The sequence below is a fragment of the Bacillus sp. D48C genome, assembly GCF_053345735.1.
This window is the reverse complement of the sequence record NZ_JBKFAQ010000006.1, coordinates 48592-73055: the sequence shown is the minus strand read 5'-3', so window position 1 is coordinate 73055 and position 24464 is coordinate 48592. Positions and strand designations below refer to the sequence as shown.

The following is a 24464-nucleotide window of genomic DNA, read 5'->3' as shown; positions in this document are numbered from 1 at the left end:
CGTTCATTATAACAGACTTCTACAAATGATTACGACATTTTTCTGTATTTTCTGAATTATTTCTTTGGAAATAATTCAGAACGATAAAAAACATGTTTTGAATACATTGATTCGAAACATGTTTTTTATTTTTTATAAACTATCTACCTTTTTCCTTACTTTCTTTTTCAATTTAAAAATAAAACGATTACTGTATTCCTTATTTTCTACTAAAATCCGATACGTCTCTAACACTCCTAACACACGTACAAAAAGATAAACTCCGATAGCAATAAGTACAACACAATAAGGGTAATACTGCACTAATTCTCCTGAAGTTATATGCTTTTTCTCAAACAAAAACGGAATCGCTCCTGCTGCAATAAAACAAAATCCAACGATCACTACTGACGCATACTTCTTCTTAATAGTCGCATATCTTTTTGTCAATTCTTTTAGAAAGTTTTGATCAAATAGTAGTTCTTCCTTTTTCAATACATTGTATCGACTCTCTTCTATCGTTACAGGTGCCATCATTGCTCCGATCCCAAGCACTGCAATGATAATGACAAGAAACGTAGACATTGTTGCATTTTCTTTAAATAATAAGTACGGTATTGTAGATAAAATAAGCAAGCTAAATCCTAATGCAATATATTTAGAAATTTTTTGTCCATACACTACATACCCTTCTGCCATTTCCTTACTTACATAATAACCATTTTCCTTTTCGTTACTTTGCTCAGCAGTTTCTTTTAATAAATAGTCAAGTGATACTTCAAATACATTTCCAATCATTATTAACTTTTCAGTTTCAGGAAAACCTTGACCGTTTTCCCATTTACTAACCGCTTGCCTTGTTGTGTTTAATTTTTCAGCTAATGCTTCTTGAGAAAGGCCCTTTTCCTTTCTTAATTTAAAAAGCTTTTCACCAAATCCCATATGTGTGTCCCCCTTTGTTTTCTTACCTAAATTGTATGTAAACATTGCCTTTATCTCTATCTTCCCGCGGTTGCACTTTGTCAACTTACGGTTGCGAATGTGTTATATAGTAGTTTTGTATACGATTTAGCTATTATTCTTCTATGATTATGGCGTTAATAAACCACCTCTCTCAATAACCAATTATAATAATTAAAGGTAATTATTGTTATAAAAAAACAAAAAACTCCTTTATTCATTTAAAGGAGTTTTAAATATGAAATATTCCAAGAGGAGCTGTTTTTTCTTCCTCCTACTGCCTCACAATTTCTTCTATATATTTTTATGTGTCATATAACGAACCATGTACAGTATATGTTTTCATCTCTTTATCTGAGGCATACTCATATATATGTAAAATATTACTCTTATTAACTTTTCTAATAAAGTCACTTCCCAATAATCATAACGGCTTCTGCTTAAACTTTTCATAATGTCGTACTTTTAATAGAAGGATATTCCCGCAATCTGTACAAATATAAGCATCCACCGGTGAAGATGTGAACATCGTTTCCTTTTTCCGTATTTGTGCATATCCGACAAACTCACCTTCTCCTATGTTTTGAGAACCACAATTAGAGCATGCCTGCACGGCTTTTTGTTTCATGAGAGCACCACCTTTAATCTGTTTCCACTCCCTTCGACAGCTCACTTCCATTTCCCTTCCAAAAAACCTCTTATTCTCTCACATTTCAACAGGAATCTCAAAACAAAAATCGTATATATACCATGAAATATATTTATTAATGGAGGAATTTTATGACTACTGTTATAACACTCGATATAGCCACAGAAATTGAAAACGCAGAAATACATATGCTCTCTTCTAGACTAAAAGCATTACAAGCATTAGCTGAAAATCCAATGCAAGTACAAATGAAAAAGTTCGGGAGTGCCACTGCCTTTTCATCAAAAATAATTGCTGGTCCAGCTTTTAATACGGTAAAAGGTATTACATTTACAAATACAGATGAGGTAGATGAAATCGTCTCTTATTATCAATCGCTACAAATCCCTTGTCGTTTTGAAATTACACCCGCTCAAGGTACAGCCAAATTATTTCAATACTTATCTCAAAGAGGATTTTACCAATCCAGCTTCCATACCGCTTTATATAGTATACCGAGAGAAGACCCTTCCCTTCTTCCTTCTAACATTTCAGTACGCGAACTAAAAGAAAATGAATTTCATATTTTTGCAGACATATACGTACGCGGATTTAACATGCCATCCTTTACAAAAGATGGCGTCCATCAAAATAACGAAATTCTCTACAATAAACCTGGCTGGCATTTTTTCATAGCCGAAGTTCAAAACACTCCTGCGGGTATTGGTGTCCTGTATATAAATAATGGGATTGCATCATTAGCTGCTTCTGCTACTTTGCCAGAATTTCAGCGTAAAGGCTGTCATACTGCATTAATTCAAAAACGAATAGAGACGGCTATTGAATCCAACTGTAACTTAGTAGTTGGACAAGCAAAGTTCGGTAGCAGCAGTCAAAATAATATGGAACGTGCCCATATGAAAATTGCTTATACGAAATCAATATGGACTGCAAAAGACATGTAATTTACATTCTTTCTCTTCTCATTACAATTTTATGACACTTTCTTTTCTATCCTATTAATCATTTGAATATTCAAACTATATTTGTTACGCTATTACTAGATACATCATTCAACTTGCACTATGAAAAGAGAATTCTAATCAAACTACAAGGAGGAGAAATGTATGACTAAACATGATCATGGTTTAAAAGAAAAAGTAGAAGGTGCTATTGATAAGGTAAAGGGTGAAGTAAAAGAAGTTGTTGGGAAAGTAACTGACAATAAGAAATTACAAGCTGAAGGAAAATGGGATAAGGTGAAAGGCACTGCTAAAGATACAGTTGGTAATGTGAAAGAAAAAGTACATGAATATAAAGAACATAAGAAAGAAAAATAAAAAAGAGCCCATCGGCTCTTTTTTATTTTCCTTCATTCTTCTCTAACACGTATAAATCTTCTTCAATATTCGTTAATTTCTCACTTACAAGCTTTCTTGCATCTCCAATTGCTTGATTGTATGCAAATGGTCCAACTAATTTAATCATCTCTTCTATTAAACGCTCTGCTTGGAAACGTCCAATTTCATCTAAATCTTCTTCCATGAAAAATTGCTGAATTTGTGCTACAAGCTCTTCTTTTTTATCATTTGGTATTTTTATATTCATCATCGTTGTTACTCCTCTATATTTAAGATAATATCTTCCTTAACTCTACCATAGAAAAACGATTACCAGGACAGCTTTTTGTAACTCCTTCTAACTCCCTATGACCGAGTATATTCTCTTTCTTTATAGCAAATTGCTTCATAAATATTTTACATAAAGAATATAATGCATTCACTTGTGCAGGAGTTGGATCGTATTTATCAAAATTTCCCGTCATACATATCCCAATTGTATGGCGGTTATGATCTTTCGCATGCGCTCCAATATGTAAACCTCGTCCTTCCACTACAGTTCCGTCCTCTTCGATAAAATAGTTGTAACCAATCCCACTCCACCCTTTTACAGTTTGATGAAATTCATGCGTTTTATACACGTCCCATCCATCTTCAGCTGTATGGTGAATAATCAGTTTGTTTACTTTTTCTAAAGGAACTAATTCATCTTGAAATGTTAGATTGACACGTTTAATTTCCATTTGAACTGCCTCCTCTTAAAAATCAATCATAATAATCGTTTTATCATCTGGTCTTATTCTCTTTTCCCCTTCCAGCTCTTCAATGATTGCTACATATTCGTTTATACTATTCTTTCTTATATATGCAACTGTTTGTTCGAGTGGCCAATCTGGGTGAAATAACCCGTCTGAACAAATAAAAATTCCACTCACTTCATCTATATGTAATTCACCATGTTGTAAATAATGTATCGCTTCTTTCATTCCATTTGCAACTGAATAACCATTTGGCATATTTGCAAGATAACGATTGTACTTTAACTGTTCTCGAACATCTTGAAAAACATGTTCCTCCGGGACAGATAAACCTTTCTTACGATCTTCTTCCCTCTTCCTTTTTGCTCGGTTACTAATTCCTTTAACTGTGTCTTTCGTTAATACTTGCATCGTTCCATTTTGAAAAGTTGCGACAATCATACAGTCCCCAAGCTGCGCATATTCAATTTTCTCACCATCTATTTGAACTGCCGCAATACATGTACACCACAAATGATCTTTCTTTCTCGTATCTACTTTATATTCCAACATTTTGCTTTGCAATGCTTCATTTGCTTTTGCAACTGCAAATCGTAACCTATGATTCTCTCGTAATGAAGTAAAATAACTTGCAAATAAATGCGAAGCGATGTATGCTCCATTATGTCCATTTTCATCACCAAACGGGACAAGTGGTGTTGCACCGTCACATACACCATAAATCTTTTTTTCTTTATTACAAAAATAAGAATCCTCACATTCTTGCTTCAACGGGCTTTTCTGTTGATATGTTTTTATCTTCACAACTGTATCCCCTTTCAAATAATAAAATACTCAAATTCTTTTGATTAATCTAATTTACCGAAATAAACTGTTTTTACCCAAAACTTTCAATATCATATATAATCTTGAAATAATATGAATTTTTCAGTGAAGGACGGGAAAGAAATGGTCAGATTCCTTGGTGTTATTATCGGTTCTATTATTATTGCGGTTGCCTTTAATCTTTTCCTTATCCCCCACAAAATTTTAAGTAGTGGAATTGGCGGAATTGCTATTATTTTAGGAATTGTAACCCCTGTAAACACAGGCATTATTAACTTTGTATTAAACTTACCTATCCTTATTTTAGGGTACATAGGTCTTGGAAAAAAAGTAATTTTTAACACAGTTGTCTCTGTAGTTGTATTATCTGTTGCATTATACTACGTTCCAGTAAAAGTCGTAGCAACAGATCCATTGTTATCTTCTATCTTCGGAGGTGTCATCGCCGGAGCTGGTATTGGTCTTGTTTTTAACTGTAATGGATCCACTGGTGGATTTGATATTATCGGTATGCTTTTATCCCGCAAGCGAGACATTAAACTTGGCGGATTCCTTATTATTTTAAATGCAGTCGTTGTAATAATCGCAGGATTCTTCTTCACCTGGGATGTTGCACTTACAAGCTTACTTTCAATTTATGTAACTGGTAAAGTAATTGATGCTGTTCATACAAAACATCGTAAAGTTACACTTATGATTGTAACAAATGAAGCAGAAAAAATGAAAAAACAACTTCTTTCAACTGTTGTACGTGGAATAACGTTACTTGATGGCGAAGGTGCTTATTCAAGCGAGAAAAAGCGTGTACTTATGACCGTCGTTTCTCGTGAAGAATTAGCAAGTATGAAACTAACAATTTCTGAAATCGACCCGAATGCATTCGTTAATATTACAGAAACTGTAGAAGTATTAGGACTTTTCAGAAGAAGTTAAAGACTAGGTGGGAATCCACCTAGTCTTTATTTTGCATAAATTCAATTCGGTTTCCAAATGGATCTGACACGTAAAATCGAATTACATCTGGCCGTGCATAATCATCAATCACTTTAACACCTTGCTCTATAAGTGTTTGCTTAAATTCATTAATTTCATTCACATAAAAAGCTGGATGAGCCTTTTTAGCTGGTGTAAAGTTCCGCTCCACACCAATATGGATTTCTTGATTTCCGCATTTAAACCAACATCCACCTCGTTTTTTCAACTTTTCTGGCTTTGGAATTTCTTCCATACCAATTGTATTCCCATAAAAATCACGCGCCTCTTCTTCACACCCTACAGGTGCAGCTACTTGCACGTGATTAATCCCTTGAATATAATTTTTCATTTTCTCTCCCCCTCCTCTACCCTAATGTTATACGGAAAACAGCCGTCTGTAACTTACAAGAGGTTTATAAAACAATATAAGCTCCCCTTATTAACATCCTGCATTCACCTTGCAAAAAATAAAAAAAACAAAATTTATTCTATAACTTCCATTTTTTATAGAAATACACATTACATCTATATTATAGTTATGAATAGACAAATCTTTTTAGATGCTATTTGTACGGAGGAACTATTATGAGTCGTAAAAAATATTCACCAACTCAAAAAAAACGTCATCCGAACATTTCTAGACGTTTGCGAAACCATATACAAGATCGTTCATTAACAGAAATGTACGCATCTCTGTTCGAACACAATCCTGATAGTATTATTTCATTAAATTTAGAAGGAGTTATTCTACATATAAATCCTTCTGCCGAAAGAATATTAGGTTACACTTCTTTAGAATTAGAACAGAAAAATATTACCTCTATTTTAGAAGCCCATATTTCTGAGCAAGTATTACAAAATATAAAGAATACTGAAGCGGATAATCAACAAGAGTATATCTTATCTATTTATCATAAAAATGGATTCTTATTAGATGTTGTGACAAAACTAGTTCCTATTTTTGTTCAAAATCGTCTTACTGGCGTATATGCTATTATGAAGCCGCTTGAAAAATCAGAAAGAATTGAGAATATGCTAAAAGAAAGTGAGAAGAGATTACGTACATTAGTAAACTCCATGCCTGCCTTTGTTATATTTAAAGATCATGAAGGGCGCTGGCTTGAGGCAAATGACTACGCACTTTCTTGCTTCAATTTCCATCATGTACCTTACCATGGGAAAAAAGATAGCGAACTCATTCAATATAATGAAGCATACCGAGAAGCTTTTTTACATTGTGAAGAAATTGATGAACTAGCATGGCAACAAAGACAAATTCTTCATGGCGAGGAATTTATTATACATAGAGATGATTTCGATCTAATCTTAAGTATATCAAAAGTCCCGCTTTATCATCCTGACGGTTCTCGCAAAGGTCTTATCGTGATGGGGAGAGATGTTACTGAGCTAAAAGAAACTGAAAAGTTATTACGAAAATCTGAGAAGCTCGCAGTAGTCGGACAACTGACAGCTGGAATTGCCCATGAAATTCGAAATCCACTCACTTCTCTAAAAGGTTTTCTAACGTTGCTCCTCCCTGAAATAAATGAGGAGCAAAAATGGTATATCGATGTTATGTTAAGTGAGATTTCACAAATGGAATCCATCACGAGTCAATTTATGGCGATGTCTAAGCCACAAGTATTATCTATCCAAACTTGTAACATACAAACTTTAATTGAAGAGGTAGTTACATTTATTTTACCGACTGCAATTATGCATAGCGTTCATATCATCATGGATCATTTTGATTACGTATATGATATTCAATGTGACGGTAACCAATTAAAACAAGTTTTTATAAACATATTAAAAAATGCGATAGAAGCGATGCCAAATGGCGGAAATATTTTCATTCAAACAAAACCATTAGAGGATAATTTCATCTTAATACGAATTATCGATGAAGGTTGTGGCATTCCAGAAGATCGTATCTCCCGTCTAGGCGAACCTTTTTATAGTTTAAAAGAAAAAGGCACAGGACTAGGATTAATGATGTGTTACAAAATAATTGAAGAACATCATGGTAAATTACACATTTCAAGCGAATTAAATAAAGGTACGATTGTTGATATTGAGCTACCACTTTCTTCATCTCATCTTGCAATCCAGTCTTAAATAAAAAAGAAGCATCTGCTAATCGTTAGCAGATGCTTCTTTTTTAAAATGCTTTGTCATACCACTCTTTTGCTTTTTCTACTTCACCCATCGTTAATTGATGCCCTCGATTTTCCCAATGTATTGTTACATTCGCGTTTGCATTTTCTAATAGTACCTTCAATTCCTCGGACTCTGCTGATGAACAAATTGGGTCATTTGTCCCAGCAGCAATAAACACAGATTTCCCTGCTAAATTTGCTAATTGCATTCCTCTTCTTGGTACCATTGGGTGATGAAGCACAGCACCTTTCAATGCATTTTCGTAATGGAATAATAAGCTTGCTGCGATATTTGCCCCATTCGAATAACCGATAGCTACAATGTTATTTCTATCGAATTTATATTCTTTAGCCGCTTCATCTAAAAATTCATTTAATTCCTTCGTACGGAAAATTAAATCCTCTTCATCAAAAATGCCTTCTGCTAATCGGCGGAAGAAACGCGGCATCCCATTCTCTAACACATTTCCCCTAACGCTTAATACCGACGCTTCCGGATCAACTATTTCTGCAAGTGATAGTAAATCTAATTCATTACCACCTGTGCCATGAAGTAATAACAACACTGGTTTTGACGTATCTTTTCCTTTTTGAAAAACATGTTTCATCATAATCCTTTTCCCCCTTCAATCACTTTAATCTAAATTTCTCACTTCAAATGGTAAAAGCGTTTGTTCAATCTGTTTTCTATGTTGTTCATATTGTTCCGGTAACTTTAATTCCTCACCCATCGTCTCTAACGATTCATCATGAGCGAAACCAGGAGGATCTGTTGCAATTTCAAATAAGATTTCACCATGTTCTCTAAAATAAATCGCGTTAAAATAATTTCGGTCTTGTACAGGAGTTACGTGATATCCAAAACGAGTCATATGCTCTTTCCAGTCTAGCTGATCTGCATCGTCACTCGCTCTCCAAGCAATATGATGAACTGTGCCAACGCCCATTTGGCCACGACCGATTGTTGATAATTTCAAATCAATAATATTTCCAATGTCAGCAGAAGAACGGAATCGAACAAATTCACCCTCTTCTCCAATTTTCTCAAGACCCATAATATGTTCTAACAATTCAGCTGTTTTTTGAGGCTGTGCAGATAAAAGAACAGCACCTCCAAACCCTTTAATTGCTACTTCTGGTGTAACTTCTCCAAAACTCCAATTATTTAATTCGCCTTCTTCTCTTTCAACTAATTCTATATGCAAACCATGCGGATCATCAAATTCTAAATACTGTTCTCCAAAACGAGTCATTTTTGTATACGAAACATCGAATTTTTCTAATCTATTTTCCCAAAACTCCATTGCACCTTTTGGTACAACGTAAGACGTAATTCCTACTTGACCATCTCCAATAATACCTTGACGAGCACCTGCCCATGGGAAAAACGTAATAATTGTTCCAGGCTTTCCTCCTTCATTTCCAAAATAAAGATGGTACGTACCTGGATCATCAAAATTCACTGTTTGTTTCACTAAACGTAACCCCAATACACCAGCATAAAAATCTACATTTTCTTGTGGATGTCCTACGATTGCTGTAATGTGGTGAATTCCCATCGTTTTCTTTGTCATTTTCTCCGCCCCTTTTTATTTCATTTTAAAAACTTTTATTCATTAAAACTCATTATTCATTTTGTCCATACTGAAAAGTAAAATCCGTCATTATAATCTTATCTCGAATTCGAGATATTAATTATAATATCACACTTGAATGTCTACTTTATCAAAATCATCTCAAATTCGAGATAATTCTCAAAAAATATTTACTCTATTTAAAATCTGTATTCATAACATAAATTATCTTGAACTCAAATTTATTATAAGTTACTTACTTTTAGTTGTCAACGAATTCCGTATTTTCATTTTAAATAAAAAGAGAGTAAACGCCAGTTTCGTTTACTCTCTTCGCTAATTATTTCGTTTCCTCTTCCAGCACTGCTTCCATCTCATTAAATTCACGATGAACTGCCTTAACGGGTTCTTTCGTTAATAAACTTACAACGATAACAGTTAATAAACTACAGAAGAATCCAGGTACCATTTCATACATAGTCGCTTTTAAACTTGGAATTTGTACCCATGCTATAACAACTACTGCACCAACAATCATACCTGCAAGAACGCCCCACTTATTCGTCCTTTTCCAATATAAACTTAATAAAATAGCTGGTCCGAATGCTGAACCGAATCCAGCCCAGGCATAACCTACAAGTGTTAAAATTGTATCACTTGGATGATACGCTAAAACAACTGCGATCATAGCTACTACTAATACTGATAATCTACCGATAAATACAAGTTCTCTGTCACTTGCGTTACGACGGAAAAATGTTTTATAAAAGTCTTCCGTTACTGCACTTGAAATAACAAGTAATTGTGAGGAAATACTACTCATAATCGAAGCCAAAATAGCTGATAATAAAAATCCTGTAATGTATGGATGGAATAAAATATTTGAGAATGTTACAAAGACCATTTCTGGATCTTGTAATGTCGCATTATTTTTAGCATAATAAGCGATACCAATTAGACCAGTAAGCATTGCACCTATAATTGAAATCGTCATCCAACCGATACCGATTCTACGAGAAGTTTTTAAATCTTTAATAGAGGTAATTGCCATAAAGCGGACAATAATATGTGGTTGACCAAAATACCCAAGACCCCATGCTAAAAATGAAATAATACCAAGTATTGTAGTCCCTTTAAACATATCTAAATGTGATGCATCAACTTGCTTAATCGTATTGAATGTTTCTGTTACACCACCGACATCCGTAAAAGCAACAATTGGCACTAGTACAAGCGCAATAAACATAATACACCCTTGCACAAAGTCCGTCCAACTTACGGCTAGAAAACCACCAAATAGTGTATACGCAACAACGACACCCACTGTTACAAATAAACCAATTTTATAATCAAGGTTAAAAGAATTTTCAAACAAACGTCCACCTGAAACTAAACCAGCCGACGCATAAAATGTGAAAAATACTAAAATGACGATAGCGGAGACAAAACGAAGTATTTTCGTACGATCTTTAAACCGATTTTCTAAAAAGTCTGGAATCGTAATTGAATCATTTGCCACTTCTGTATACGTTCGTAAACGCGGGGCAATGATTAAATAGTTTGCATAAGCACCTATTAATAAACCTATCGCAATCCATACACTTGATAATCCTGTTGCATACATCGCACCAGGTAATCCCATTAGCATCCAACCACTCATGTCAGAAGCACCAGCTGATAAAGCTGTAACTGCTGGACCGAGTCCTCTTCCGCCTAACATATAATCTGATAAATCGGATGTCTTCTTATAAGACCAATATCCGATATACAACATACCTGCCATATAAATAGCAAGCGAAACCATAATTTCAATCTTCACCAAATCTCTCCCTTAGCCCATAAGCCATTCAAAATTTCGAAAAATGACTTTTTCTATTTTCTTGTATTCGCTTATGGTTCCCTACCTTAACAAACATTTTTTGTTCTTTCAAGTGAACGAGCACTTTTCATTACATGTGAAAACCTTTATAAACGCCTTTATCCCAGTGGATTACAATGATTTTTCAAGAAATTCAAGTAAAAATATTCAGAAAATTAAACGATGTTTTTTTCACACCTTATTTTCATTCGTTTACCCGATAAATTTTAAAAGAAAAAGCCATACAAATGTATGACTTTTAGCTTATTGACATCTCAATTTTCTCTTTCTCTACATATACTTTACGAAATTTCATATAGCATCCAATACGCCAGGGTACTATATAACAAACCGCAAGAGTGTAGAAAAGAATGCCAATTGACTTTGGATCTAAACCTTGTAAATGTCTTCTAAAATAAGCACGTAAAAGAACGATAACTAAAAATGTAGCAATAAAAGCGATACTTTTTTTCGCATAAATTTGGCCATCTTCTCTAACTTCATACCCACTTAAAATAATAAGTGGAATTGACAATAACAGACCGATCCCAGCAGCTATACCAATTTGCCAACCAACAAGTTGTATCGGTGCAGCATATAAAGAAAAACCTGGTAACAAGAAGAATAATGGCAATAGTAATCGTCTTCCTTTATTTTTAATTGGTCGATTCATAGAACGCATGCGTCTAAATATAACGAGCCCTATGACGAGTAAAAAAATTGTAATACTGTACGAACCTTGCTGCAAGTAAATCTCTCCCTAAAAATAGTCATTTTTAAAAACACTTCCCTATTATACTCCTAATTTTTCCAAACAATATGATTATTCCTCTGAAAAATCTTACATATCAAATATACTTTTAGATTTGATTTACTATAGGAAACAATTCCGAAAGAGGAACTACTCTCCCCATCTCGTCTTTAAACACAATATGCTCTCTAGTTAAATGGCGCGGGCTCTTCACTCCCGCTGCCGCTGCTAATGAAAATAAACTATATCTCATACTAATAATATAATTCATGACTCGCCACTTCTTCTCATACGGATCTAACGCTTTTTGATAATGCGGATTCGTCGTGGCTACACCAGATGGACATTGGCCAGAATTACATTGAAGGGCCATAATACAGCCGCTTGCCATCATAAATCCGCGGGCTGAACTTACAGCATCCGCTCCAATCGCTAAAGCAATCGCCACTTTATCTGGTGTGATTAATTTCCCCGATGCAAACACTTTGAATTTGTCCCGAACACCATAATGATTCGCTGTATCAATACATGTCAGTAACGCTGGAATAAGCGGCATTCCCATACTATCTGCCATCGATTTATACGTCGCTCCTGATCCACCTTCTGAACCATCAATTGTAATGAAATCTGGATAGATATTTAACTCTTTCATCGTTTTAAATAAATCTTCCAAAGGCTCCTGCTGACCAATTACAATTTTCATTCCAACTGGTTTACCGCCGCTTTCTTGCAACTGTTGAATAAAACAAAGTGTATCCGTTGCATTCTTTAAAAATGAAAATCGATTCGGTGAATTAATCGTCTCTCCCTTTCTGACGTTGCGAACAGAAGCAATTTTCTCATTTACTTTTTGTCCCTCTAGATGACCACCACGTATTTTAGCACCTTGCCCAAATTTCAATTCGAATGCTCTAATATTACTTTCTTTTGCTTTCTCCCTGAATTTTCCCATTGAAAAATTACCGTCCTCATCGCGGTATCCAAATAACCCTGGACCAATTTGCGCAAGGATATTTGCTCCTGTATGTAAATGTTCTGGAATAACGCCACCTTCACCAGTATTAATCCACGATCCGCCTGCCATTTTTGCTCCAAAACCACTCGCTAAAATATAATTTTCTCCAATCGCGCCGTAAGAAGTCGCAGATGCACCAAACATACCATGTAGCTTCCACGGATATTTACGGTTCTCACCGACTATAATTGCATCATCTTCTTCGTACAGCCAAAGATTCGTTGTATCCGCTGTCAATTTTTCTCTTCTTGAAAATAACCCTTCTTTATGAATCACGTACTTTTTACCTTCTCGCTCTTGCGTGAAATTCACACTTAATTCCTCAGTCAATATCGGAAATAATGTATTAGCAATATAATAGCCAGAAGCTTCAAAATCTCGTTTTGATCCAAAACCAAGTATTTCAGAGCGATATTTCGCTAAAAACATAACACTTTGAAAATCATAACGTGAGAAAGGCTTTCCATCCGTATCATGATCAAACCAATATTGTCGAAATTCAGGCCCTATCTTTTCCAGTAAGTAGCGCATTCTTCCTAAGTATGGATGTAACTTTAAAATAGAATGATGTGTTCGTTTTTTTATAAAAAATGTAATGATAAAAAAGACGATTAAAAGCAACATTAAAAATAGTAATATACTAATAATAACGAGTAGCGTTTCACTCATCCCGCTTCCCCCTATAAAATCCCATAATAAAAGGAGAACACTCGATGTGTTCTCCTTTTATCTTTATTCATACTAACGTAACAAGATGCTCTTTCGCGTCATATTCAACTAAACTTTCAGCATGTTTAATTCGATGAACAAAGTCTGGATTAGCAATTAACGGTCTGCCGAATGCCACTACATCAATCGTTCCTTCTTGCAACGCTTCTTCGGCCTCTTTCGGATTTAAATTACCAACCCCAACAATTGTACCATCCCAATATTTTCTTACTAGTTGATGAAAATTCTTTCCGTCAGCAATTTCTTGCGTATAATTCATCGTTGAAGGATGGATCATCGTTAATCCAACTTCTTTGAACATATTTACGAACGTTTCAATTGCAAGCTCAGGATTTTCCCACATATAAGTAGGATTATCACCTTTGAAAGCAGAGAAGCGAAGAAGTGTTTTATTAGCTCCAACAGCTTCTATTACAGCAGCCGTTACTTCTTTCATAAACGTTAACCTTTGTTTTAAATTACCGCCATATTTATCTGTTCGCTTATTCGCAGAGTCATACGTAAATTGATCAATTAAATATCCGTGTGCACCGTGAATTTCTATTCCATCAAATCCAGCTTCGATTGCATTTTTCGCAGCTTGTGCGTATTGACCAATCACTTCTTGTATTTCTTCTAACGTCATTGCTTCTGGCGTATCAAACGGTTTACGAAAACGTGGAACATTTCCCTCTGCAGCGATAGCAGATGGTGCTTGCGGCATTTGGCCACCAATTATTTCATGATGACTCATACGCCCAACATGCCATATTTGAGCAATAATCGTCCCGCCTTCTTTATGTACTGCCTCTGTAACAGGTTTCCAAGAATCGATTTGTTCTTGTGTATAAATTCCTGGTACTCCTGGATTCCCTTTCGCTCTTGGACTAATGACAATTCCTTCTGTAATAATTAATCCAACTCCGTCAGCAGCACGCTTTCTATAGTATTCCACTACATCAGCACCCACTGCTCCAGTCTCATTATCTGCAAAGCATCTTGTCATTGGTGCCATTGCTATACGATTACGAAGAGACCAAGCTCCAATTTGAATTGGATCAAACAACTTTGTTTCTTCAACGTTTTCAAAAGATCCCCCAGCGTTTACATTTGTTCCTTCATAAATACTCGCTGCTTTATTACTTGAACTTGTCATCTTTCTTCCCCCTAAAAAATCTTACTATAATCGCATCATACTTACTTTTAGATAGTAACGTCAATTTTTACGACTTTACAATAAAAAATTCGAATATAGAAAAAATAAAATGCTATAAATAATATTAAAAAGGTTTCCTTAGAAGGAAACCTTTTTTGTTGAACATATATGGTTGTCAATTCATTTATCTCTTTAATATAAAAAATACCTTATCAATAGAAGTGAATATGGTTCAGTATTCTTCTAAAAATAATAACTTATATACCTAAAACAATGAAAGCCCTACCTCTCTTTCATCCTTACGGCTCCTCGTCCGTGCCAGTGTGAATCAGGATTGCAAAAATCAAGTAACTATTTTATCGAAGTATTCAATTAAACTTCGAACATTCATAAATGAAATTAAAAAATAAAAATGGATTTGATTGTAGTAATAACAATAGAGGTAATGCTCTAAAAGTGGTGTGAAAGAGTTGAATGTCTTTGAAATGATAAATTTTCTATAATTATGTTCCCAAAAAATTCAAGATCTTTTTTGGGATATAATACATTATTTGTAATGAACCTTAACAAAAGCTTTTTATCTGATTTTCTGTGATACCTTCAATTAATCCCAGCTCACTAATCAAAAATTCATATGCGTTATCTAACATCTTCTTTTCGCTTGCATTAAGTGCTTTTTCTTTCTGTATACGCATTAAATCACGCACAACTTCAGCACCTTCTTGCATTTTACCCGTCTTTATTTTATCAGTGTTCAATTTATACCTTTGTTTCCACGTAAGTAATCTATCTGACTCCCCATGTTGAAAAATATCCATTATGTGTACTAATGCGGTTATATCCGTAACTGGTCGTATATTCGAATTCGATATTCTCCCTGCTGGAATCATTAGTTCCATATTACTAGCCGACATTTTTATAACATAATACTGTTGTTTTTCTCCTGAGATTTCCTTCTCTTCTATGGCTTTAATTATACCTGCTCCCTGCATTGGATAAACAATGTTATCGCCAATTTGAAACAAATAATCCACCTCCATATATGGTAACCTTCTCAAGCTTAACATACTTTTAGTTTTTTAGCAAAAATTTTATTTTATCATAAAATTATTTTACAAGTCAACACTTCAGAAGCAAGAAATTAAATTTACACAATACACTATAACAACCCGCAATTTTATTAACGGTTCCATACACATTCATTCTCTTTTAACATAAAAACACATCACTACTTTTGAGTAGTAATGTGTTTTTGATAATGCATAGATAAAGATCTACTTTTCCGTCTATATACTAACCCGCTTACTAATTGTTTCCCTCGCTAAAAGAAAACTCATAATTACTTGCGCAGCTACTCGGCTCGTCATATCCCTAAAATCAAGAGTTGGATCAATCTCTACTATATCCATTCCTTGAACGAGCGGTTCTTTACCAAGGAATTCAATCGCATCTAGTAAAGTCGTACTATCCATTCCACCAGGCCCAATTGCTGGACAACCTGGTGCAAACGCTTGGTCTAGTACATCCATATCAAGAGAAATATAAATAGAAGTCACACCTTGTTTTCTTAATACTTCAATACTTTCCGTGATAATATCTTTTATTTCTCGCTCTCGTACGTCTTTCATTGTATACACTGTTACGCCATGCTCTATTGCATATTCATGGTACGCACGTGCGTTAGAAAAATTACGAATTCCAATTTGAACAAGTTGTTTCCCTGTAATGACATCATTTTCTAATAAACTACGGAATGGTGTACCATTTGACGGGCCTCCATCATCTAAATTACGTAAATCATGATGAGCATCAAATTGAATAATCCCGACCTTTCCTTTACTGTTTGTAAAGCCTGTTATACTCGGAAAACTAATCGAGTGGTCACCACCAAGAACGATTGGTACCATGTTCGGATTTACTTTCGTTACATGACCAACTGTTTTCGCAATTCGGTTATGACTTTCTTTTATATCCGTCACATGCATCGTGATATCGCCGCAATCATATAAGACACTTTCTTTCATATCGTGTTCTTCTGTAATTGCGTACGTACTATATGCATCTAACATCGCACGAATTGTTTTTGGAGCAAAACTTGCTCCTGAATGACTAATAGATGGCTTAGAAAGGGGTGCTCCAATTAAGGCAGCACCGAATATTTCTACGCCTTCCTCCCAATCTTTAATTATCTCACTCCATTTTGTCACTTCACGATCAATAAACTTTGCATTCTTCTTTAAATAGTGGCCGTGCTCCACGATTGTTCACCTCTTGTATATGCAATATTACCATTCTTCCATACTGTATTCACATGACTTACGCCGTAATGATACGGTACGTAAGCATAATTATAAGCATCCCATAAAACTAAATCTGCCTTACGACCAACTCTAATTTTCCCAGCTACATCACCACGGTTAATGGCATATGATGAGTTAACCGTTACGGCATTCCACACTTCTTCTGGTGTCATTTTCAGTTTTAGCATCGCAATGCTCATAATAAGCTGAATATTTTCAGTTGGACAGCTACCTGGGTTAAAGTCTGTAGCTAACGCAACTGCAACACCTTCATCAATCATTTTACGACCACGAGCAAAGCTTTCTTTATTTAAATAGAAAGTTGTTCCTGGTAATAATGTTGCTACTGTATTCGAGTTTGCAAGCATTTCAATCCCTTTATCAGAAGCGCCAACTAAATGGTCCGCTGATGCTGCACCAATTTCTGCCGCTGCTTCCGCACCACCAAGAGGGTCTATTTCATCCGCATGAATTTTCACATCAAAGCCAAGCTCTTTCGCTTTTAATAAAAACTCTTTTGATTCTTCGACAGAGAACACACCTGTTTCACAGAAAATATCAACGAACTCCGCTAATTGCTTCTCTTTCATTTCTGGCAATAAGTCTAACATCCATTGTAAAAATTCTTTCGATCTACCTTTATATTCTTTCGGAACTGCATGAGCACCTAAAAATGTGGAAACTAAATCGATTGGATGCTCTTTTTGTAATTGTGCTGTTGCCTCTAATTGTTTCCATTCCGTCTCATCATCTAATCCGTAACCGCTCTTCGCTTCTACAGTAGTAACTCCGAAAGATAGCATACGGTCTAAATGGAATTTCGCTTTTTGAACAAGTTCTTCCTTCGACGCCTGTTTCGTTGCATTTACAGTTGAAAGAATACCTCCGCCTTGTTCTAAAATTTCTAAGTACGGAACTCCTTGTAATTTTAGTGCGATTTCATTTTCGCGAGATCCACCAAATACAAGATGAGTATGCGGATCAACAAGACCAGGAGAAACCATTTTCCCGCCGCAATCAATAACTTCTTTCGCCTGAAGTCCTTTCGCTTCTTCCGCTGTTCCAACGAAAGTAATTACATCATTTTCAATTCCAACCACACCGTTTTCGATAACAGGAAGCGTGTTCATCGCTTCCCGCCTTAACAAGCCATCTTCTTGATCCATTGTTAGTAATTGACCGATATTTATTAGTAAAGTGTCCAGCATGTTTTCTCCCCCTTATTTCATCATTGGAATGTTAACGCCTTTTTCTTTCGCAGTTTCCACTGCTAAATCATATCCTGCATCAACGTGACGAACAACACCCATACCAGGGTCAGAAGTTAATACGCGCTCAATACGTTTTGCTGCTGCTTCTGTTCCATCTGCAACAATAACCATTCCAGCGTGAAGTGAATAACCCATACCAACGCCGCCACCGTGGTGAACAGATACCCAACTCGCACCGTTTACACTATTAATTAATGCATTTAAAATTGGCCAGTCTGCTACTGCATCACTACCGTCTTTCATCGCTTCTGTTTCACGGTTTGGAGATGCTACTGAACCGCAATCTAAATGGTCACGACCAATAACGATCGGTGCTGATAATTCACCATTTGCCACCATTTCATTAATGATGCGGCCAAACTTCGCACGCTCACCGTAACCTAGCCAACAAATACGTGATGGAAGCCCTTGGAACTCCACTTGTTGACGCGCCATACGAATCCAGTTACATAAATGCTCATTGTCAGCGAATTCTCGTAAAATTACTTCATCTGTTTTATAAATATCTTCTGGATCACCAGAAAGAGCTACCCAGCGGAATGGTCCTTTTCCTTCACAGAATAATGGACGAATAAATGCTGGAACAAATCCTGGGAAATCGAAAGCATTTTTCAAACCTTCATCGAAAGCAACTTGGCGAATGTTATTTCCATAATCAAATGTAATTGCGCCTTTTTCTTGCATCGCAAGCATTGCTTCTACGTGCTTTGTCATACTTTCTTTTGATAATTGTACGTAACGTTCTGGGTCTTCTTCACGAAGTTTCGCTGCCTCTTCTAACGTATAACCTACTGGAATATAACCGTTTAATGGATCATGAGCAGATGTTTGGTCCGTAACTAAGTCAGGGATAATATTACGATTTACTAACTCAGGTAAAATTTCTGCTGCATTACCTAATAATCCAATTGAAATAGGCTCTTTCTTCTCTTTATACTCGTTTGCAATAGCCAATGCTTCTTCTAATGATTCTGTATACTTATCACAATATCTCTTTTCAATACGACGATCGATGCTGCGCTTATCTACATCAATAGCAATGACAACACCGCCATTCATCGTTACAGCAAGAGGTTGTGCACCACCCATACCACCTAAACCAGCAGTAAGTGTTAATGTACCTTTTAATGAACCATCGAAATGTTGACGAGCTGCCTCACCAAATGTTTCATATGTTCCTTGTAGAATCCCTTGTGTTCCAATGTAAATCCAGCTACCAGCTGTCATTTGTCCGTACATCATAAGTCCTTTTTTCTCTAGTTCTCGGAAGTGATCCCAATTCGCCCATTTTGGTACTAAGTTTGAGTTCGCTAACAGAACGCGCGGTGCATCTTCATGTGATTTAAAAATGGCAACTGGTTTTCCTGATTGAACAAGTAACGTTTCATCGCTTTCTAACGTTTTTAATGAATCTACAATTGCATTGTAGCTTTCCCAGTTACGAGCTGCACGGCCAATTCCGCCATATACAACTAATTCTTCTGGTTTTTCAGCAACTTCAGGATCTAAATTGTTCATTAACATACGAAGTGCAGCTTCTTGCACCCACCCTTTCGTTTGTAACTCTGTACCTCTTGGCGCGCGAATTGTTTGTTGTACTTTTTCCATTTCAATCTCTCCCTTTTCTCATTTTATAGTGCTGCATTTACATCTAATCTTTCTTTTATCGAATAATTCGTTTTTAACCAATGCGCAATATTTTCAATATCCGTTGAGAATATACGGTCATTTGTAATAGAAGGTACTTGCTGACGACCTTGATGGTAGAAGCTCTTCGTCACTGTACTCATGTTTTCAATACCACGATATTCTGCTGCTTGCATTGCACAAATCATCTCAATTGAAAGAACACGTCTTGCATTTTGAATAATTTGATGTGCATGGCGTGAAGCAATTGTTCCCATACTTACATGATCTTCTTGGTTAGCTGACGACGGGATTGAATCTACACTCGCTGGATGTGCTAACGTTTTATTCTCAGAAACAAGTGATGCTGCTGCATACTGCATAATCATTGCACCAGACTGAAGTCCTGGTTCTGGACTTAAAAATGGAGGCAAATCATTTAATTGCGGATTTACTAAACGCTCAATACGACGCTCCGAAATATTTGCAAGTTCCGCCATTCCTACTTTTAAGAAGTCCATCGCAAACGCAATCGGTTGACCATGGAAATTCCCGCCCGAAATTACTTTTTCTCCGCCATCAAAGATTAGCGGATTATCCGTTGCTGCATTCATTTCAATTTCTAATTTTTCTTTCACATAATTCAAAACTTGCCAAGAAGCACCGTGTACTTGCGGGATACAGCGAAGTGAATAGGCATCCTGTACACGTAGTTCTCCTTGTTTTGTTGTTAACTTACTATCATGAAGAATGTCACGAATTCTGCTTGCTACATCTACTTGCTCTTTATAACCACGTGCTTTATGAACATTTTCATCAAATGCATCAATAATGCCTTGTAACCCTTCAATTGTCATCGAAGCAATTAGTTCAGCTTGATACGCCGTTGCTTCTGCCTCTATATAAGAAAGAACTCCTTGTGCTGTCATCGCCTGCGTACCATTAATTAACGCAAGACCTTCTTTCGCTTCAAGTTCAATTGGCTCAAGCCCTTCTTCTGTAAGAGCAACCATTGCATGAACGCGTTTCCCTTTATAGAACACTTCACCTTCGCCTAATAATACGAGAGCGAGATGAGATAAAGGTGCTAAATCTCCACTTGCACCAAGTGAACCTTGTTGCGGGACAACTGGGTGAATTTTACGATTTACAAACTCAAGAAGCATATTTACAACAAGCGGTCTAACACCAGATACTCCTTTAAGCATCGTGTTCGCTCGTAAAATTAACATACCGCGTGATACTTCTTCAGGGAATGGATCGCCTATACCGCATGCATGTGACTGAATTAAATTGTGTTGAAGTGCCTTTACATCATCTTTTTGAATAAGCACATCACTGAACTTTCCAAATCCAGTTGTAATACCATAAACGACTTTTCCGTCCTCGACAATTTTCTCAACAACTTCGCGGCACTCCGCCACCTTTTGCATACTAGTTGGACAGGCTGTTACACCTTCCCCTTCAAGTAACAATCTCTTCATTTCTTCAATTGTCAATGTGTGTCCTGTTAACGTAATCATTCTTTTTTTCCTCCTTAAAAAGGCAAAAGGGGACCTTATCTTTTTAAGACAGACTTCTGTCCTAAAAAAGTAAGGCCCCCTTCTAACTAATAGACTATGGGCAAATCATATGTGATTAATTCCTAAACCAATCGCCTCATGCTCAGATCCTTTTACAGGTGCACCAATCGTTCCATATAGCGCAACAGCAACCCATTCGCCTTCTTTTTTTCCGTCGTATGGTCTACCGCGCACAATCGCAAATCGAAGTCCTACTGTACGAAGAACGTCTGCTAGCTGAATTTGACCTCTCGTCACTCCGTACAATGCTTCCATAATTGCATGATAAAGTGCATGTGTTTCTCTGTAAACATCTGTTTCAATAACTTGGTTGCTCTTAGCCGCTGTTTCCATTGCTGCTACAACTTTTTGCGAATTCATCGAACCCACTTTCCCCGTACAATACTTCCAACCTTTTGGAATAGATAATACAGGGCTTTCATTCTCATCCGCAAGTGCCAACAACATGGCCATACGACCAATTCGATGTGTTCCTTGGAGAAGCATGTGACTCTCTCATTTCTTTTAATTATTTGAATATTTCTTAATTTAAGAATATATGAAAACGGTTAAATCGTCAATAGTTTAAACTCACATTCAAACATTTTTTTCATCTCCTCCATTTGTGTACACAAATGATTTACACAAATTTTTCAGACGTGCTATAGTCTCACTAACAGATGCAAAGGGGCGATATTTCAATGACGAAGCGAAAAGATATTCATTTTCGAATTGAAGAAAAATTACTTGAAAGGTTTGAATCTGCACTTCAATATGAAGGTTTAAAGAAAACCGACGTATTAACACATGCGATTCAGCAATTTTGCACGAAGGTGGAATGTGAAAAAATGAATGATGTAAAACGGCAATATAGCGTCAGTAACAATTTACAAACACGTATCGATACGCATAAACATTACGAAGAAAAACAAGTGAATTTAGATGAAATCGTTATTGAACATTTACAACTTCAAGGGGAAGAAAGCATATTAGAGGTTGGGTGCGCTAGTGGAAAATTCCTTTCCCTTTTACAAACAAATGGTCATAAAGGCCCATTAACCGGGTTGGATCAATCCGAAGCTATGCTTGCTCAAGCTGCTAAGACGAATAACTTAATAGAATGGAAACGAGGGGATGCTAATAAACTTCCTTTTGAAACAAATTGTTATGACCTAATAATTGCAAGACATATGTTATACCATGTGAAAGACGTTGAAACAACAATTCAAGGATTACATAAAGTAATTCGTCCCGGCGGCTCACTTTTAGCTACAACAAATTCTAACGATACACTACCTCGTATAATTGAAATGTGTAACCGCATGTTAGACGCATTTGATTTACCGAAAACAACATCATCAGTCACTCCATTTTGTTTAGAAAACGGTAAAGAGATATTACAATCCGTTTTTCCAACTGTTGAAGAAACAGTTATTCATAATGCGCTCGTTTTTCATCATGCTACCCCAATAGTAAACTATATTTCTAGCATGTTTCCATCGCTAAATATACCCGATAATATGTATCTTCAAGCCGAGATGAAAGAATGGCTAACAGAAGAAATCAACAAGGAATTATCTCTCCATAACGGTATATGGCGCGATCCAAAAACGTTAGTAATTTATCGGTGTAAAAAAGAAAAAAGCTAGCATTTGCTAGCTTTTACACGTTTTCTCGTAAAAGTTTCTCCATTACTACATTGCCTTTACCACAATAAAAATTTGTATTATGTTCGTCTGCCACTCCAAAATAAGAGGCAATCACTATTCCAAATGCTACAAATGCATGCCCCTGTGCTGTAATAATATTTGAATGTTTCACAACTTCTTCATACACAAAATTTTTTACTGGAAAACAATCGAATTTTTGATAATCTATAGTCGCAGTATAAGAAATCCCCTTAAATAAGCCTGCTTTTGCTAGCGCATACGGTCCAGCGCAAATTGCCGCCACTAATTTTTCTTGTTCATGAAATTGCCGAATGATTGAAAAAAGAGTTTTTGCATCTTTTAACTGTACTTCTTCTCCACCTGGAATAAGTATCCCCTCATACTCATCTACACGTACTTCACTTACTTCTATATGCGGCTGCACTTGCAACCCAGTTTCACTTATAACCAATTCCTTAGTTAAACCTACTGTAATGATGTCATATTTCTTTTTCAGCAATGCTGTAGCTACCGTTATTTCAAACTCCGCAAATGTTGGATATACGAATAAAAGTATTTTTTTCATAACGCTTTCTCCTTCAACCATCTCATAAAATATGCCTCTAATTCGTCCACTGTTAATCTATTCGTGTCCAAATAAGTTACAGGAAATTGTCTATACCAATCTTTTTCCGTTTCTACTAATTTAAATTGCTCATCAAATGTACTTCGTTTTCTTGTCCTATCGTTATTTTTTCTATCATATACATTCTTTTTCGTCACATCTAAATAAAAAATAGCATCTGAACGACATTCTCTTAATTTATATAATTCATCTTTCAATCCAGTTTCTATATCCCACTCTTTCCCTATAATCATTGGATAAAAAAGTGTATAAAATTCAATATCTTCAGGTCCACGATCAAAAATAACAACTGAATCTTTCACATTTTGAAACTCCTTTATTTTTACTTCGATAAACATTTTTTGATTTATGATAAACCCTTCTTTTGAATTCACATCCAAATTTAATTGCTTTCGCTTTTCTACAATTGGATAAGGATTTTCATATATAACCGAATATCCTCTCTCTTCTAATCTTTTAGCCAATGTTGTTTTTCCGCTTGCCATCGGCCCTTGCAGTGAAATTACGTATGCCATGCCTCTCATTCCCTTACACTTTAGTACACCTATAATATACAGAAATTTGAAAACTCTCAACATTATATATATCATCTTGTTTCTTATTCTTATCTAACTTATAATGAAAAATAGAGATTATGACGGACGCATCAATAATGTAAGCTTGGAAATCCAAGCTTACATTATTTTTTGCTTTCCCTTTTCTAATAAAAAGAGTATACTAGATT

At 35.8% G+C, this 24464-nt stretch carries 25 protein-coding genes; 5 read left to right on the top strand and 20 right to left on the bottom strand.

The features are described 5' to 3' along the window. Positions 1 to 132: 132 nt before the first annotated feature. The gene (locus ACLBXA_RS16465) at positions 133 to 921 is read right to left on the bottom strand and encodes a helix-turn-helix domain-containing protein (RefSeq protein WP_000505609.1); all 789 of its coding nucleotides are present in this window, start codon (positions 919 to 921) and stop codon (positions 133 to 135) included. A gap of 442 nt (positions 922 to 1363) precedes the next feature. Then, positions 1364 to 1618 (bottom strand): hypothetical protein, encoded by a 255-nt coding sequence (locus tag ACLBXA_RS16460; RefSeq protein ID WP_003260719.1) that lies wholly within the window; start codon positions 1616 to 1618, stop codon positions 1364 to 1366. A 101-nt stretch (positions 1619 to 1719) separates the two neighbouring features. Here ACLBXA_RS16460 and ACLBXA_RS16455 point away from each other — a divergent pair, with 101 nt between their 5' ends. Both ACLBXA_RS16455 and ACLBXA_RS16450 read left to right on the top strand, forming a co-directional pair. Further along, positions 1720 to 2532: a GNAT family N-acetyltransferase gene (locus ACLBXA_RS16455; protein WP_136804239.1), complete on the top strand. Its 813-nt coding sequence runs from the start codon at positions 1720 to 1722 to the stop codon at positions 2530 to 2532. 162 nt (positions 2533 to 2694) lie between these two features. After that, positions 2695 to 2907 (top strand): CsbD family protein, encoded by a 213-nt coding sequence (locus tag ACLBXA_RS16450; RefSeq protein WP_000160410.1) that lies wholly within the window; start codon positions 2695 to 2697, stop codon positions 2905 to 2907. Between the two features lie 22 nt (positions 2908 to 2929). Here ACLBXA_RS16450 and ACLBXA_RS16445 read toward each other — a convergent pair whose 3' ends face one another. Genes ACLBXA_RS16445 through ACLBXA_RS16435 form a run of 3 tightly spaced genes read right to left on the bottom strand, consistent with a single transcriptional unit; the run spans position 2930 to position 4487 of the window. Further along, entirely contained in the window at positions 2930 to 3178 is a 249-nt protein-coding gene (locus tag ACLBXA_RS16445; protein WP_000981064.1) for a DUF2164 domain-containing protein, read from the bottom strand. Between the two features lie 19 nt (positions 3179 to 3197). Further along, complete coding sequence (locus ACLBXA_RS16440; RefSeq protein ID WP_000403998.1) at positions 3198 to 3650, bottom strand: peptidoglycan recognition protein family protein; 453 nt, start codon at positions 3648 to 3650, stop codon at positions 3198 to 3200. Between the two features lie 15 nt (positions 3651 to 3665). Then, positions 3666 to 4487, bottom strand: a complete 822-nt coding sequence (locus ACLBXA_RS16435; protein WP_002162635.1) for a protein phosphatase 2C domain-containing protein — start codon at positions 4485 to 4487, stop codon at positions 3666 to 3668. Between the two features lie 126 nt (positions 4488 to 4613). On the opposite strand from ACLBXA_RS16435, the gene ACLBXA_RS16430 reads away from it, so the two are divergent. Beyond that, positions 4614 to 5423 carry a YitT family protein gene (locus ACLBXA_RS16430; RefSeq protein WP_000251344.1) on the top strand — a complete coding sequence of 270 codons (810 nt, stop codon included), beginning with the start codon at positions 4614 to 4616 and terminating at the stop codon, positions 5421 to 5423. A gap of 19 nt (positions 5424 to 5442) precedes the next feature. Here ACLBXA_RS16430 and ACLBXA_RS16425 read toward each other — a convergent pair whose 3' ends face one another. After that, positions 5443 to 5814: a VOC family protein gene (locus tag ACLBXA_RS16425; RefSeq protein WP_000800779.1), complete on the bottom strand. Its 372-nt coding sequence runs from the start codon at positions 5812 to 5814 to the stop codon at positions 5443 to 5445. 236 nt (positions 5815 to 6050) lie between these two features. Here ACLBXA_RS16425 and ACLBXA_RS16420 point away from each other — a divergent pair, with 236 nt between their 5' ends. Continuing rightward, entirely contained in the window at positions 6051 to 7583 is a 1533-nt protein-coding gene (locus ACLBXA_RS16420) for a BA3702 family sensor histidine kinase (protein ID WP_000087650.1), read from the top strand. Positions 7584 to 7626: 43 nt separating this feature from the next. Here the strand turns inward: ACLBXA_RS16420 and ACLBXA_RS16415 are convergent, their stop codons facing one another. From ACLBXA_RS16415 to hutP, 12 genes are all read right to left on the bottom strand, one after another. Further along, positions 7627 to 8235, bottom strand: a complete 609-nt coding sequence (locus tag ACLBXA_RS16415) for an alpha/beta hydrolase (protein ID WP_000975496.1) — start codon at positions 8233 to 8235, stop codon at positions 7627 to 7629. A 24-nt stretch (positions 8236 to 8259) separates the two neighbouring features. Further along, positions 8260 to 9198, bottom strand: coding sequence for a ring-cleaving dioxygenase (locus ACLBXA_RS16410; RefSeq protein WP_000163260.1), 939 nt, complete (start codon positions 9196 to 9198; stop codon positions 8260 to 8262). Between the two features lie 340 nt (positions 9199 to 9538). After that, on the bottom strand, positions 9539 to 11017 hold the full coding sequence (putP, locus tag ACLBXA_RS16405) for a sodium/proline symporter PutP (RefSeq protein WP_000687593.1): 1479 nt from the start codon (positions 11015 to 11017) through the stop codon (positions 9539 to 9541). Between the two features lie 298 nt (positions 11018 to 11315). Beyond that, positions 11316 to 11804, bottom strand: a complete 489-nt coding sequence (locus ACLBXA_RS16400; protein ID WP_001183916.1) for a cytochrome c biogenesis protein CcdC — start codon at positions 11802 to 11804, stop codon at positions 11316 to 11318. A 112-nt stretch (positions 11805 to 11916) separates the two neighbouring features. Next, on the bottom strand, positions 11917 to 13491 hold the full coding sequence (locus ACLBXA_RS16395) for a glutamate synthase-related protein (RefSeq protein WP_242297594.1): 1575 nt from the start codon (positions 13489 to 13491) through the stop codon (positions 11917 to 11919). A 67-nt stretch (positions 13492 to 13558) separates the two neighbouring features. Beyond that, positions 13559 to 14686 (bottom strand): alkene reductase, encoded by a 1128-nt coding sequence (locus ACLBXA_RS16390; RefSeq protein ID WP_000204594.1) that lies wholly within the window; start codon positions 14684 to 14686, stop codon positions 13559 to 13561. 563 nt (positions 14687 to 15249) lie between these two features. Continuing rightward, complete coding sequence (locus ACLBXA_RS16385; protein ID WP_170264802.1) at positions 15250 to 15711, bottom strand: CarD family transcriptional regulator; 462 nt, start codon at positions 15709 to 15711, stop codon at positions 15250 to 15252. A 261-nt stretch (positions 15712 to 15972) separates the two neighbouring features. Next, complete coding sequence (gene hutG / locus ACLBXA_RS16380) at positions 15973 to 16944, bottom strand: formimidoylglutamase (RefSeq protein ID WP_097981077.1); 972 nt, start codon at positions 16942 to 16944, stop codon at positions 15973 to 15975. Further along, positions 16923 to 18194, bottom strand: a complete 1272-nt coding sequence (hutI, locus tag ACLBXA_RS16375; RefSeq protein ID WP_000887549.1) for an imidazolonepropionase — start codon at positions 18192 to 18194, stop codon at positions 16923 to 16925. The genes hutG and hutI overlap by 22 nt, the downstream gene beginning before the upstream one ends. A gap of 12 nt (positions 18195 to 18206) precedes the next feature. Further along, positions 18207 to 19865, bottom strand: a complete 1659-nt coding sequence (gene hutU / locus ACLBXA_RS16370; protein ID WP_000416938.1) for a urocanate hydratase — start codon at positions 19863 to 19865, stop codon at positions 18207 to 18209. A gap of 23 nt (positions 19866 to 19888) precedes the next feature. Beyond that, positions 19889 to 21406: a histidine ammonia-lyase gene (gene hutH / locus ACLBXA_RS16365; RefSeq protein ID WP_000631844.1), complete on the bottom strand. Its 1518-nt coding sequence runs from the start codon at positions 21404 to 21406 to the stop codon at positions 19889 to 19891. Positions 21407 to 21511: 105 nt separating this feature from the next. Then, entirely contained in the window at positions 21512 to 21952 is a 441-nt protein-coding gene (hutP, locus tag ACLBXA_RS16360) for a hut operon transcriptional regulator HutP (RefSeq protein ID WP_000926515.1), read from the bottom strand. Positions 21953 to 22146: 194 nt separating this feature from the next. On the opposite strand from hutP, the gene ACLBXA_RS16355 reads away from it, so the two are divergent. After that, on the top strand, positions 22147 to 23094 hold the full coding sequence (locus ACLBXA_RS16355) for a class I SAM-dependent methyltransferase (protein WP_000166776.1): 948 nt from the start codon (positions 22147 to 22149) through the stop codon (positions 23092 to 23094). Positions 23095 to 23107: 13 nt separating this feature from the next. On the opposite strand, the gene ACLBXA_RS16350 is transcribed toward ACLBXA_RS16355, so the two are convergent. After that, positions 23108 to 23680, bottom strand: a complete 573-nt coding sequence (locus tag ACLBXA_RS16350; protein WP_000722190.1) for a DJ-1/PfpI family protein — start codon at positions 23678 to 23680, stop codon at positions 23108 to 23110. Next, a complete protein-coding gene (locus ACLBXA_RS16345; protein WP_000332115.1) occupies positions 23677 to 24255 on the bottom strand; it encodes an AAA family ATPase in 579 nt (192 codons plus the stop codon). The genes ACLBXA_RS16350 and ACLBXA_RS16345 overlap by 4 nt, the downstream gene beginning before the upstream one ends. Positions 24256 to 24464 lie beyond the last annotated feature (209 nt).